This window comes from Microcoleus sp. MON1_C5, assembly GCF_036701875.1.
Lineage (GTDB): Bacteria > Cyanobacteriota > Cyanobacteriia > Cyanobacteriales > Microcoleaceae > Microcoleus.
Window position 1 is genome coordinate 31,822 of sequence record NZ_JAUBRN010000011.1, and the last position, 13,200, is coordinate 45,021.

The window sequence follows — 13,200 nt, forward strand, 5'->3', positions numbered from 1 at the left end:
GCAGGTGAATTTATGAATACACTGTTATCGCCCTTGCCAACGTGGACTTTTCCCTTTTGTCCTCAACCGCCCGATTGGTTCCTGGATTGGGAGGGTATTCAAAATCATTTCGACTGGATTGACAGCCTTAAAGGATGTCAGCAAGACGCGATTTACCACGCCGAAGGAGATGTTTTTATTCACACCAAAATGGTCTGCGAAGCCTTAATCTCATCCCCAAATTGGCGGCAATTACCCGTGCAAGAACGCTCGATACTTTTTGCGGCCGCTTTGCTGCACGATGTCGCCAAACCAGCCTTTACAAAAATAGAAGCCGACGGCAGAATTAGCTCAAAAGGTCACGCCCGCCAAGGTGCGAGAATGGTCAGACAAATTTTATCTCAATTCGAGCCGCCAGTGCAGTTTGAGATTCGCGAAACAGTGGTGGCGATCGTCAAATTCGGCAGTTTACCCATCTGGCTGATCGACAAACCCAACCCGCAGCAGTCTGTAATTAAAGTTAGTCAAGTTGTCCGCTGCGATTTTCTCGCACTTTTAGCCGAAGCAGACGTGCGCGGCCGACAGTGTAGCGACAAACAAGAACTTCTCGAGAAAATAGAACTATTTCGGGAGTTTTGTCAAGAAAATAATTGTTGGGATTCTCCCCGACAATTCCCATCAGCACACAGCCGATTTATCTACTTCCGCAAAGAGAACGGAAATCCCGATTACGAAGCATTTGACGATACTCGATGCGAAGTAATCTTGATGTCTGGCTTGCCGGCAAGCGGTAAAGATTATTGGATTCGGGAAAATCTTCCAGATTTGCCGGTAATCTCGCTGGATGCACTGCGAAAAGAGATGAATGTCCCTCCAGACGAAACCCCGGGAAATGTGGTGACAGCCGCCAAAAAAAGAGCGCGCGAATACATGAATGAGGGGCGTTCTTTTGTGTGGAACGCCACGAATACAACTAAACAAATGCGGCAGCAATTAATTGATTTTTTTGCTGCTTATCAAGCGCGAGTTCGCATTGTTTATCTAGAAGTACCTCTAGAAGAAATATTGCAGCGGAATCGATCGCGCACAGTAACAGTACCGGAAGCAGTCATTCGCAAGTTAGCTGCGCGACTGGATATTCCCGATATCACAGAAGCGCATCAAGTTGAGTGGATAGTACCCGATCCGGCTACTTTAGGGGCTATTCCCCATAGTTAGCCGTATTACTTCAACGCGCTACCAATTCCTTTTTCCCTAAAATAGAATCGTCATAATGCGCCAACAAATCAGCAGGGTGATCGTAAATTTCCGCAGCATTTGCCAGCGAAGCATCATCGAAACCTCCGCACCGAAAAGCAATTACTGGCACCCCGCACTTGCCCGCAGCTTCGATATCGTAAGGAGTATCAGCTAACATCACAGTCTGACTTGCTTCCATCTGCAATTTGCTCAAAGCAGCTTCCACAATATCCGGTTCCGGTTTAGAAGCTTCTGCATCACTCGATGTCGCCGCTTGCGCTTGATCCAATAAATCGTCAACTTGTGCAGCTTTCAGCAAACCGGAAAGTTCTTCGGTGGTAGCTGAAGTAGCAATAATTAGCCGCAATCCTTCTTGCTGCATTTTTAACAGCAAATCCCGCGAACCGGGGGTTGGAGAAAGCTCAGGAGAAAAGCGGTTAATAATCAGTTCTTTACGCCGCTGTGCAATCTTTTTCCCGTCGCCTTCTTCGTCGGAAAGTTCTGATACCATTTTGGGTATAACTTTGTCGCCTCCCATGCCAATTAGCGGGCGAACTTTCTCAAACGGCACCTCGTAGCCGTAAGCGGCAAATGCCTCTACCCAAGCTTGAGCGTGGGCGTCATTGCTGAGCGTCAGAGTACCGTCAATATCGAGAATTACTGCTTGCAATTGCATAACTTATTTGTGGTTAGTTATTAGACTTCTTGTCAAAACCTGGTTTGTAGTAAGGACTGAATTCCTTAACTAACTAATTAGCCAATTAGCGAGTAAAGTTCTTACCACTAACCTTGGGTTAGTAGTAAGAACTTTAGTTTGTGTTAGGTTGGGAGTAAGCACTTTAGTCCTTAATTATTTAATTAGTCAATGGTGGACTGGCAAGCTTACTATTAAGTTTTTGATTGCCTATTTCATGCCCGTGCCGTGCAATTTGGGTTCGGGCGGCGGCGGTACTGGTTCTGGCCCTAACGGTTGGGGATTGGCTACATATTCAAACTCGCCTTTGCCGTCCATTGATTTGCCTTTCGCCCAGCGTCCCTCGCTACTTTCGGAACCTTCAGAATGATTCCAAAACTGATAAGCAAATTCTGATTTTTCCAACTCCTGCGGGAAGGAACTCGGAACGGGTGTTGTTTCCATTCCCGAACTTTCTAAATCTTCGATCGCCGCCAGCCACAAATTTTGGTGCATCGTGTCGCGGGCGATCATAAAACTCAGGGTGTCTTTCACGCCGGGATCGTTTGACATTTCATACATCCGCACAGCCTGCAATCTTCCTTGCGATTCGGCGTGCAAATTCGAGCGAAAATCTGCTAAAAGATTGCCGCTAGCAACGATATAACGGCCGTTCCAAGGATACCCTACGCTGTCGCTAGGAAGTGCGCCCAAACCCGCTACAATGGCGTGCTGCGGATTCATGCTGTCGGCGATCGCATCTCGCGGGCTGTTTCCACCCATCACAGCACCCACCACTGCATCCTTGAAACCTTCTTCTTGCATAGATACAGGAGCTTTATCTAACAAGTGAGCAATCATAGTTGCTAGCATCTCGATATGCCCGATTTCTTCTGTACCGACATCAAGCAGCATATCGCGATATTTAGCTGGACCTCGGCAGTTCCAACCTTGAAATAGGTACTGCATCATCACGGTCATTTCGCCAAATGTACCGCCAATTAGTTCTTGTATTTTCTTGGCGTAAACGGCATCTGGCTTTTCTGGTCTTTTGTAATACTGTAGTGGCTTCTTATGGTAAAACATGGAGAATTCCTACCAGAGGTTTTTGATCGACTTTCCTTATTTGTAACGCTGCCACTGAGGGAGGGAATCAGCTTTTAGTCATAAAGAAATTCAATCAAATCCGGTTATTTCTATCACTTTGGTTTAATGCGGTTTCTCGCGCCCGCGAACTAAAGACCATATTAAATTTGGTCGATCGTACATTCTATTTAAACAAACACAGCGCTGTGTCCTCCGGGTGTCAAAAAACACGTCAAAACCGCCCTCCTGCAGGGGGTTTAGCCCCTATCGGAGAGCGGTTTTTTGGGTTTAGCGGACACCTATGTGTGGTGTCCATCCCCCTAGCTTCGAGTCCCCCCCTTGTTAAGCGGGATTGGGAGAATCAGTTGAATCAATGAGTTTGATAATTTTCCTCAGTCCAACAGCGCGGTAGAGCTTCACCGGAAGGAAACACTAAATTACTCTTGGGAAAAGTTGCTGTCTCTTGCTCTTCTTGACCAGCTTGATTTTTTCCCGGCACTTCATTTTTTGTAGGGCTGAGTAAAGCCTCTACATCGAGGATTTCTATCAAGTCGCCTGATTCTTTTTCTTGTAAAAGCATGGTTTTTCCTTGAAGGGTAAATGCGAGTTAGGGTTTGAGGACAACTTTGATACAGTTGTCTTTTTTGTTGAGGAAAATCTCGTAGGCGTGGGGCGCTTCATCCAACTTCATTCGGTGCGTAATTACGAATGACGGGTCAATTTCGCCTTTTTGAACGCGATCGAGCAAAGGCCGCAAATAGCGGTGAACGTGCGTCTGTCCCATTTTCAGGGTCAAGCCTTTGTTGAAAGCTGCACCTAAGGGCACTTTGTCTACGAAGCCGCCGTAAACGCCGGGAATTGAGACTGTGCCACCTTTGCGGCAAGCTACGATCACTTGTCGCAGGGCGGTGGGTCGATCGGTCTCCAAGCGCACGGCTTGCTTGGCTTTGTCGTACAAAGCGTCGAGACCGGTGCCGTGGGCTTCCATCCCCACCGCGTCGATGCAGGAGTCGGGCCCGCGTCCCCCCGTCATTTCGGTGACGGCTTCCCCAGCGTCCATTTCTTCGTAGTTGATGATTTCAGCTTTGGCCGCGGCCGCCATTTGCAAGCGTTCCGGTACGCGGTCGATCGCAATTACTCGCTCGGCCCCCAGCATAAACGCGCTTCTGATCGCAAATTGTCCGACCGGCCCGCATCCCCAAACAGCTACAGTATCCCCCGGCTGAATGTTGCAGTTTTCGGCCGCCATGTAACCGGTAGGAAATATATCGGTGAGGAACAATACTTGTTCGTCCGAAAGTCCGTCGGGAATTTTTAAAGGGCCGACATCTGCAAACGGAACCCGCGCATATTCTGCTTGACCTCCTGCATAGCCGCCCGTTAAATGCGAGAAGCCAAACAGTCCTGCAGGCGAATGACCGTAGAGTTTTTCAGCCAATCCTGCATTGGGGTTGGAGTTGTCGCACAGCGACCACAAATCGCGGTTGCAAAAGAAGCAACTGCCGCAAGAAATAGTAAAAGGAATGACGATGCGATCGCCCTTTTTTAAGTTCTTGACTTCGCTGCCGAGTTCGACTACTTCCCCCATGAATTCGTGCCCCATGATGTCACCCGATTGCATTGTCGGGATGAAGCCATTGTAGAGGTGCAAATCCGAGCCGCAGATTGCTGTAGACGTTATTTTAACTATTGCATCGCGCGGATTGATAATTGTTGGGTCTGGTACATTATCAACGCGCACATCATTTGCTCCGTGCCAGCAAAGAGCTTTCATTATTTTTTTCCTCTAGTTAACTACTAGCTAGCAAATTTTTGATTCTAAATCTTACCTTTACTAAGCTGATAAATTACTCGCTTGGATGTTTTTAATTTTAAGCATATAAAATATATATTCTCTCTATCCGAGGTATAATTTATAAATCTATCTTCCGGCTGTTTTCAATACCAAAAATGTAAAGTTTATCCTCCAACTAAAGTGCGGGAGATTTCCCATTGTTCTGTTAACCACCAACATTTATAGCAACCACGCCCGACGGTTAGGACGCTCTTAATTGCTGAAATCCTTGCTTCTTCCTTCTTCCTTCTTCCTTCTGCCATAACAGCTAACAGCGAGATGGATGAGATTGTTTTTGTCGATCGCCGAGCGCTCCCCTCTCACAAGTGATAAAAATTTCGCCCTTAACCTCACTACAGCGGTTCTAATACCTCACATGAGATAAGTAGCGACCTAAAAATTCTCAACTAAAAGCGGGTTTATCGATTATTAAGTAGGGTGCGTGATTTTTGTATAGCTCAACACTCTTTCCCAATATTGAGAATCACGCACCCTGCTTAAGGAGGATTAATCGTCAAATATTGTATATTAGTTAGAGCTAAAAGCCGAGCTTGCGCTAAAGTTGTTAAAGATTAAAATTTATCGATCGCCTTTTATGCCTTACACTGCATCTACCCCAACAGACCCCAATCAAGCCAACATCCGCAATGCCGACCACCGCCTACTAGAATTCACCAAGCTAACTCCGATGATGCAGCGGTATGTGGAAGTGAAAGAACAGTATCCCCACGCACTTTTATTGTTTCGAGTCGGAGATTTCTTTGAGTGTTTTTTCCAAGATGCAGTTACGATTTCGCGGGAATTAGAACTTGTTTGTACGAGTAAAGAAAGCGGCAAAGAAATCGGCAGAGTGCCGATGACAGGAGTGCCGCACCACGCCCTCGATCGCTACACGTCAATGTTAGTAGAAAAAGGCTATGCTGTGGTAGTTTGCGATCAAGTTGAAGATGCCTCAATTGCCGCTAAAGAAGGCCGCCAAGTCAAACGCGAAATTACCCGCATTCTCACTCCCGGAACTTTGACTGATGACGGAATGCTCAAACCAAGACAAAATAATTTTTTAGCCGCAGTCGTCATTGCTGGGGAACATTGGGGATTGGCTTATACAGATATTTCTACGGGAGAATTCGTCACTACCCAAGCAGATAGTTTAGAACAATTAACCCTAGAATTACTGCGTTTGCAGCCTTCGGAAGTCTTGGTACCGACTAATGCGCCGGATTTGGTGACTATGTTGAGACCCGGAGAGAAATCAGAGCATTTACCCGAGTGTTTGCCGAATTCGTTTTGCTATTCTTTGCGATCGCAAATTCCGTTTAGTTTGTCCGAAGCAAAACAGAGAATCCTGCAAAAGTTCAAAGTGCGATCGCTCGAAGGCATGGGATGCGCGCACCTTTCCCTCGCAGTGCGCGCCGCCGGCGGTTTGTTGCAATATCTCGAAGAAACTCAAAAGGAAAAAGCAGTTTCTTTGCAAAGATTGCACACTTACACTCTCACCGATTTTCTCATCCTCGACTACCAAACCCGCCGCAATCTCGAAATTACTCAAACAGTGAGAGATGGGGTTTTTCACGGTTCGCTGCTGTGGGCTATCGACAAAACCAGCACCGCAATGGGAGGCCGCGCTTTGCGCCGCTGGGTGCTGCAACCTTTGCTCAGCATTAAAGGCATTGGCGCCCGACACGACACGATTCAAGAATTAGTAGAAAATAACGCCCTGCGCCAAGATTTGCAGCAGTTGCTGCGCCAAATTTACGACATCGAAAGACTGACAGGCCGCGCCGGTTCTGGAACAGCTAGCGCGCGGGATTTGGTCGCTTTAGCTGATTCTCTCGGAAAACTGCCGGCATTAGCCTCGATCGCAGCCCAAGGGATCTCGCCCTATTTGAAAGCGCTGCAAAATGTACCGCCAATTTTAGAAGAATTAGCAAATAAAATTCACGCTCATTTAGTTGATGAACCGCCGATTCATTTAAAAGAAGGAGGTTTGATTCGATCAGGAATCAATCCGATGCTAGATGAAATGCGCCAAACTGCATCATCCGACCAAGAATGGATTGCAAATTTAGAAGCAACAGAGAGAAAACGTACCGGAATTTCTAATTTAAAAGTAGGCTACAATAAAGCTTTCGGCTATTACATCAGCATTACCAAATCTAAAGTAGACCAAGTGCCGAAGGACTACACCCGCAAGCAAACTCTCACCAATGAAGAACGCTACAGCACTGAAGAATTAAAAGAAAGGGAAGTGCGAATTCTGACAGCGCGGGAAGATTTAAATCAATTGGAATACGATATTTTTGCTCAAGTGCGATCGGAGGTAGGAGAACACGCGGAAATTATTCGCAACGTTTCCCGCGCCGTGGCGGCGGCCGATGTTTTGTGCGGTTTGGCAGAAGTAGCAGTTTACCAGAATTACTGCCGCCCGAGTATGACAGAAAGTCGGGAAATTAAAATTATTGAAGGTTGTCATCCTGTGGTGGAAAAGTCTTTGCCGCCGGGATTTTTTGTACCTAATTCGGCTTTTTTGGGTCGGGAAGAATCGTTAAACCGCCCAGATTTAATTATTTTAACCGGGCCGAATGCTAGCGGGAAAAGCTGCTACTTGCGGCAGGTGGGTTTGATCCAGTTAATGGCGCAGATGGGTAGTTTTGTGCCGGCGAAAGCGGCGAGTTTGGGAATTTGCGATCGCATTTTTACCCGCGTCGGCGCAGTAGACGATTTGGCAACCGGTCAGTCTACGTTTATGGTGGAAATGAACGAAACTGCAAATATTCTCAATCACGCCACGCCGCAATCATTGGTTTTGTTAGATGAAATTGGCAGGGGAACGGCGACGTTTGACGGACTTTCTATTGCTTGGTCTGTGGCCGAATATTTAGCAACTGAGATTCGGGCGCGGACAATTTTTGCGACTCACTATCACGAGTTAAATGAGTTAGCTTCTATTTTAGATAATGTCGCAAATTATCAGGTGACAGTGAAAGAATTGCCGGATCAAATCGTATTTTTGCACCAAGTTCAGCCGGGAGGTGCTGACAAATCTTACGGAATTGAAGCGGGCAGATTAGCTGGTTTACCGCCGTCGGTGATAGACAGGGCGAGACAGGTGATGAAGCAGATTGAGAAACATAGCAAAATTGCGATCGGGCTGCGGAAAGGTGTTAAAAAAGATGGTAAAAAAGAGTGTGAGGGCGAACAGTTGGATATTTTTGATGATTGAAATTTCCGGTGGTAAAAAAAGTTTGTAGTAACTTCTATATTGCACCATTTTTAATAAGTCTTTCAGGGGCGGGCAAGATGCCCACCCCACAAGAAAATTTAATTTTTGTGGCACAGGCATCCTGCCTGTTCTTGAGCATGGTGCAAGATCTCAGTTACTACTTTTACTACAAACCAGGAACTCTCCAGCAACTCTAACGCCCATTTTGCAACTTTCTTACCTCTTTGTGCACGCTCATCCCAATTTCTAGCGCCTCATTTAGCAATCGCCCGTATTCAGTCGCCCGATCGCTCACATCCAGCGCCATCAAAGCAGCCAAATTACTTTCAATATTAGCAAATAGCTCGTAACGGCGGCCGATAAATTGCTGATTTTCCCTAAGAATCCTTTCTGTTTTCAAAGCACAGACTAAACTTTCTCTAGTAATTTTTAATGCTTCAATTGCATCTCCTCGCTTAATTAAATTGGCTTGTAAATTGCCAGCAGCCGTTAGGCGATCGATAATATCTAAAGCCTGAATTACCTCATGATACTTCTCAACTTCATCCAGCAGACCCGCCAGCGTTGCCAGAGGCTTGGCCTTAACCCATTTATAGACATTCCAAGCAAGAGTAATCGCCAGCGACAAACCCAAAGTTATTTGTAAAACCCGGACAAATATTTCAGCATCGCTAAATGAACCAACATTATGTTTATTAGCCAGTAAAGCAACAGGCAGCGAAAAAACTAATGTCACACAAAATATCAGCAACTCATTCAACAAAAGAGAAAACAGCTTTTTGCCGTCCCGGAGTGCCGCAGGTCGGTAAAAATCCGCTGCAAAACCGTCGCTCAAAGCTATTCCGCTCAAATCCTCCAACTCCTTCTCAGGAATTTTTAACTCATCCAAATCCGCTTGTATCACTCTTTAAAATCTCCTTAAATTGGGATTAATTACGATCCTCCCAGAGACATAATTGATTGCCACAGACTCATATAAAAATTGCTGTCTCGGTTTCGGAACAGTTGAAAAGCTTGTCCCGGTGCGCCAAAAAACGGTCTTAGCGTCCATCCCAATTGACTGCCAACAAACGCATAAAGTCCCAACCAGAAGCGCAAAATATTTAACCTGATGTCTTTGCCTTCCGCATCTTGTTCTGAAAGAAAGTGCATTCCTTGATAAATGAAACTTACTCCCAAAAATCCTGTGATTGCCATGATAGCAACATTCAGCACCAGATAAAAATTGTAATTGGTACTGCTTATGAGGAAAAACAAACTAACAGGTGCAAATCCAAACAGCAAAACGCTAATCATCGCCATCGCTGTCATCAACAATGTCAAATACTGCTCAAAAGTTCGTTTTGAACCAAACATGACATTAAAAAAGTAAAGTGTGGGAAAGCAGATAATCAGCGTCAGCAAGTAAAGTGCTGGCAACTTAATTGCTGAAACCAGACATTGCATCCACGTACTAGATGCACCTAATATCGCTCCGTAAATGCCAAAAAATAGGGTACTAGAAATCAACAAACCGAAAATTTTAGATTTGAGCTTGACACCTTGGCGAATTTCTTCGAGAAACTGTTGCCGTTCCCGCAGCAAATACATTACTACTGAAAAATATTTCACGGGCCCTCCTTGTGACTGATGCGACTCCGAATCAGTCATAACTCAAGCTGAGTTCGATTGGCAATCTTGCCAAATCAGGGCACTCTATGTTAACTAATTATTCTTGTAGAGACAGGACTTACACAGAACCTAATTATGTAGGGTGCTCTTGGGCCGCGCACCTTACCGCTATTGACTATCGGCTGGATATTTCTAGTCAAATTCTAGTCACATTGTCTCCAAATTCTATCCAAAAAGGTCATGTGATAGTCATTTTGTAGTCATGTGATAGTCATTTGATAGTCACTTTGAGCCCCGACTCAGCCGTATTCTGGGCAATAAAAAACCTCAAACCGTTGATTTCTCGTTGGTTTGAGGTTTTTTAGAGAAGTAAGCGGGCAGCGGGAATCGAACCCGCATAGTTAGCTTGGAAGGCTAAAGTTTTACCACTAAACTATGCCCGCGCACAGAAACTAAACATACCACAAGTCTCTGGGGATTGCAATAGGCCTGTGCAAAATTTTTGAATACCTCCCTCACAGTGGCTGAATAGGGACTTGCGGCCCGATCGCCCCCTAGCCCCAAAAATCCCCGTCTCCCATGCTGCGTAAGACTTTACGGGTGGAAATAATCGTAAATTTGCTGCGCCCGACGCGGGCCAATCCCAGAAACTTCTGCCAACTGTTCGGGAGTCGCTAAACGGAGGTAGTCGATCGACCGAAAATGTGCCAACAATTGTTTTTGTCGGTGGTGTCCCAATCCGGGAATTTCATCAAGGCGCGATCGCTTCATTCTCTCGCTTCTGCGATCCCGGTGAAAACTCACAGCAAATCGGTGGGCCTCATCCCGCACCCGGCGCAATAATTGTACGCCCGGTTGCTCAGAATTAGTTTGCAGCGGCAAAGATTCCCCCGGCAAAAATATCTCCTCTCGCTGCTTTGCCAAACTGACAACGCGCAACTCTTCTAGCAAATTCATTTCCCGCAAAACAGCCACAACTGCTGACAGTTGACCTTTGCCGCCATCTATCATAATTAAGTCGGGTTTGTCGGAAATAGTATGAGAAACCGAGGATAAATTGCTGATTTCTGCCGAGTCTTCTAAATCGCTAAATCCATCTTCCATCTTGCCTGTTTCTTCTTCCTTCAATCCTCGGAATCGGCGACCGATAACTTCTGCTAAACTAGCAAAATCATCAGAATGACCCGATTTAATTTCAGGATTTTTAATTTTGTAGTGGCGGTAGTGCTGGTTGGCGGGCAAACCGTCAATAAATACGACGCGGGAAGCTACGGCGTCAGAACCTTGAATGTGAGAAATATCGTAACCTTCAATGCGGCGAGGAACTTCTGGCAAATCGAGAATTTCTGCTAAATCTTCCATTGCTTGAGAATTGCGATCGCTCAATCTTTGCATTCTCGCCAATTCATACTCAGCGTTGCGTTCCACCATCTCAATCAACTCAGCCTTAGTTTGCCGCTGCGGCGTCAAAATCGTAACTTTGCGCCCCTTACGGTTGCTCAACCAATCGGCTAATATTTCCGCTTCTGGCAATTCGTACTGCACTGAAATTTCGCTGGGAATTTCTACGGATTCGACATTTTGATAGTGTTCTTCCAACACCCGCTGCAAAATCGCTCCGGCCTCTACCCCCCCTCGTTCCCCCCCTTGCCCAGGAGGGGAGGAAAGAGAAAGTTGAGATAACTCTTGATCCCCCTTGGCAAGGGGGGGTTGGGAGGGTATTTCCGCCATAAATCCCAATCTTCCGACCAATTGACCGGCCCGAATTTGGAACAATTGGACGCAAGCGTGCTGGGTGTCGGCCGCAAGTGCGATCGCATCTCTAGAAACCGTATCGTCGGGCAAAGATACTTTTTGACCCGCACTCAACGACTGCAAACCCTTAATTTGGTCGCGAATACGCGCCGCCGTTTCAAAGTTTAAATCTTCCGCCGCTTGTTCCATTTGCGGCGCTAACAAATCGAGTAATTCCTCAGTCCTTCCCTGGAAAATCATCGCTACTTTTTGGATGATTTTTCGATATTCTTCCGGCGAAGTTAACCCTTGACAAACACCAACGCAGCGGCCGATGTCGTAATTCAAACAGGGACGGTCTTTAAACAGCGGTTGAGGGCGCTGCCGCAGCGGGAAAATTCGCTTAATTAAATGTAGCGTACTCCGCAGCGCCCCTGTATCGACGTAAGGGCCGTAATAGCGGTCTTTTGCACTACCTGCGCGGCGCTTGCGGGTGATAAAAATGCGCGGGTATTCCTCCGACCAAGTTATGCACAAATAAGGATATTTTTTATCATCTTTGAGGAGGACATTAAAGTAAGGTTGGTGCTGTTTTACGAGGTTTGCTTCTAACGCTAAAGCTTCTGCTTCGGTGTCGGTGGCGATGAATTCAATTTCGCGCACTTGCTGCACCATCATCGCGATGCGGGGACTGAGATTTTGGCTTTCGCGGAAGTAGGAACGGACGCGGTTTCGGAGTTTTTTGGATTTGCCGATGTAAAGGATGCGATCGCTCTCATCGCGCATTAAATATACACCAGGAACCGCCGGGATTTCTTTGAGGCGACTTTCTAGGCGTTCCGAGTCTTTAACTAACGGCAGAGTTTTTGTGGATGGCATTGCAAGCTATCTCAGCAAAATTGAGACTGATTGTACACTCTTTTATTTTACCTTAATTATGTCTATTTTGACGGCTGCTACCGTCGCCAAACCCACCGATAAAACAGGAAAATCACTTACAATATCTGAGATAAAAACTTGCGGGTGCGTTCTTCCTTCGGGTTCTGAAAAAACTCTTCTGGTTGGGCTTCTTCGACTAAAACACCGCCATCCATCAATACAATGCGATCGGCAACTTCGCGCGCAAACCCGACTTCGTGAGTTACCACTACCATTGTAATTCCTGTTTGAGCCAAATTTCGCATTACATCTAACACTTCCCGCACCATCTCCGGGTCTAATGCTGATGTCGGTTCATCAAACAGCATGATTTTAGGCTGCATGGCTAGAGAACGTGCAATAGCGACCCGCTGCTGCTGTCCTCCAGACAACTGTCCGGGATATTTTTTTGCTTGTTCCAAAATTCCAACTCTTTCTAACAGTTGCATCGCCACTTCTTCAGCTTTTTTCTTGGGCCAGCGGCGCACCCATACTGGCGCTAGCATGACGTTTTGCAAGACTGATAAGTGGGGAAACAGGTTAAATTGCTGAAACACCATTCCTACTTCGCGGCGAATTGTCTCGATGTTGCGTAAGTCGTGGGAAAGTTCGATTCCGTCGATCATAATTTTACCTTGTTGGTATTCTTCTAAGGCGTTGAATGTGCGAATAAACGTCGATTTTCCCGAACCAGAGGGCCCCATCACGACAACGACTTCACCTCGGTTTACGGTCATGCTGACACCTCGCAGTACGTGAAATTGTCCGTACCATTTGTGGACGTTTTCTGCTACGATTACTTGTTCGGGGGCTGTTAGTTTAGTTTCCATAATATTTTTTTATTTTTTAACCGCAGATGAAGGCAGATGAACGCTGATGAAGGCAGATGAAATTTGAGGATTT

10 protein-coding genes and 1 tRNA gene are annotated in these 13,200 nt (G+C 46.2%); 2 read left to right on the forward strand and 9 right to left on the reverse strand.

Annotation, left to right across the window (positions count from 1 at the left end):
• Positions 1 to 12 precede the first annotated feature (12 nt).
• Positions 13 to 1,197, forward strand: a complete 1,185-nt coding sequence (locus tag QUA71_RS07845) for an AAA family ATPase (RefSeq protein WP_333283822.1) — start codon at positions 13 to 15, stop codon at positions 1,195 to 1,197.
• Positions 1,198 to 1,207: 10 nt separating this feature from the next.
• Here the strand turns inward: QUA71_RS07845 and QUA71_RS07850 are convergent, their stop codons facing one another.
• The 4 genes from QUA71_RS07850 to QUA71_RS07865 all read right to left on the reverse strand — a co-directional run bounded on the left by QUA71_RS07850 (position 1,208) and on the right by QUA71_RS07865 (position 4,751).
• Positions 1,208 to 1,894 (reverse strand): HAD family hydrolase, encoded by a 687-nt coding sequence (locus QUA71_RS07850; protein WP_333283824.1) that lies wholly within the window; start codon positions 1,892 to 1,894, stop codon positions 1,208 to 1,210.
• A gap of 228 nt (positions 1,895 to 2,122) precedes the next feature.
• The gene (locus tag QUA71_RS07855) at positions 2,123 to 2,977 is read right to left on the reverse strand and encodes a manganese catalase family protein (protein WP_333283827.1); all 855 of its coding nucleotides are present in this window, start codon (positions 2,975 to 2,977) and stop codon (positions 2,123 to 2,125) included.
• A gap of 370 nt (positions 2,978 to 3,347) precedes the next feature.
• Entirely contained in the window at positions 3,348 to 3,557 is a 210-nt protein-coding gene (locus QUA71_RS07860) for an acetyltransferase (protein WP_333219038.1), read from the reverse strand.
• 27 nt (positions 3,558 to 3,584) lie between these two features.
• Positions 3,585 to 4,751: a zinc-dependent alcohol dehydrogenase gene (locus tag QUA71_RS07865; protein ID WP_333283829.1), complete on the reverse strand. Its 1,167-nt coding sequence runs from the start codon at positions 4,749 to 4,751 to the stop codon at positions 3,585 to 3,587.
• Between the two features lie 655 nt (positions 4,752 to 5,406).
• On the opposite strand from QUA71_RS07865, the gene mutS reads away from it, so the two are divergent.
• Complete coding sequence (mutS, locus tag QUA71_RS07870; RefSeq protein ID WP_333283831.1) at positions 5,407 to 8,034, forward strand: DNA mismatch repair protein MutS; 2,628 nt, start codon at positions 5,407 to 5,409, stop codon at positions 8,032 to 8,034.
• Positions 8,035 to 8,227: 193 nt separating this feature from the next.
• Here the strand turns inward: mutS and QUA71_RS07875 are convergent, their stop codons facing one another.
• From QUA71_RS07875 to QUA71_RS07895, 5 genes are all read right to left on the reverse strand, one after another.
• Positions 8,228 to 8,938 (reverse strand): hypothetical protein, encoded by a 711-nt coding sequence (locus tag QUA71_RS07875; RefSeq protein ID WP_333283833.1) that lies wholly within the window; start codon positions 8,936 to 8,938, stop codon positions 8,228 to 8,230.
• Between the two features lie 29 nt (positions 8,939 to 8,967).
• On the reverse strand, positions 8,968 to 9,684 hold the full coding sequence (locus tag QUA71_RS07880) for an actin-binding WH2 domain-containing protein (protein WP_190656501.1): 717 nt from the start codon (positions 9,682 to 9,684) through the stop codon (positions 8,968 to 8,970).
• Positions 9,685 to 10,017: 333 nt separating this feature from the next.
• Positions 10,018 to 10,088 (reverse strand) — tRNA-Gly (locus tag QUA71_RS07885).
• A 151-nt stretch (positions 10,089 to 10,239) separates the two neighbouring features.
• Entirely contained in the window at positions 10,240 to 12,258 is a 2,019-nt protein-coding gene (uvrC, locus tag QUA71_RS07890; protein ID WP_333283835.1) for an excinuclease ABC subunit UvrC, read from the reverse strand.
• 116 nt (positions 12,259 to 12,374) lie between these two features.
• On the reverse strand, positions 12,375 to 13,127 hold the full coding sequence (locus QUA71_RS07895) for an amino acid ABC transporter ATP-binding protein (protein ID WP_333283837.1): 753 nt from the start codon (positions 13,125 to 13,127) through the stop codon (positions 12,375 to 12,377).
• Positions 13,128 to 13,200 lie beyond the last annotated feature (73 nt).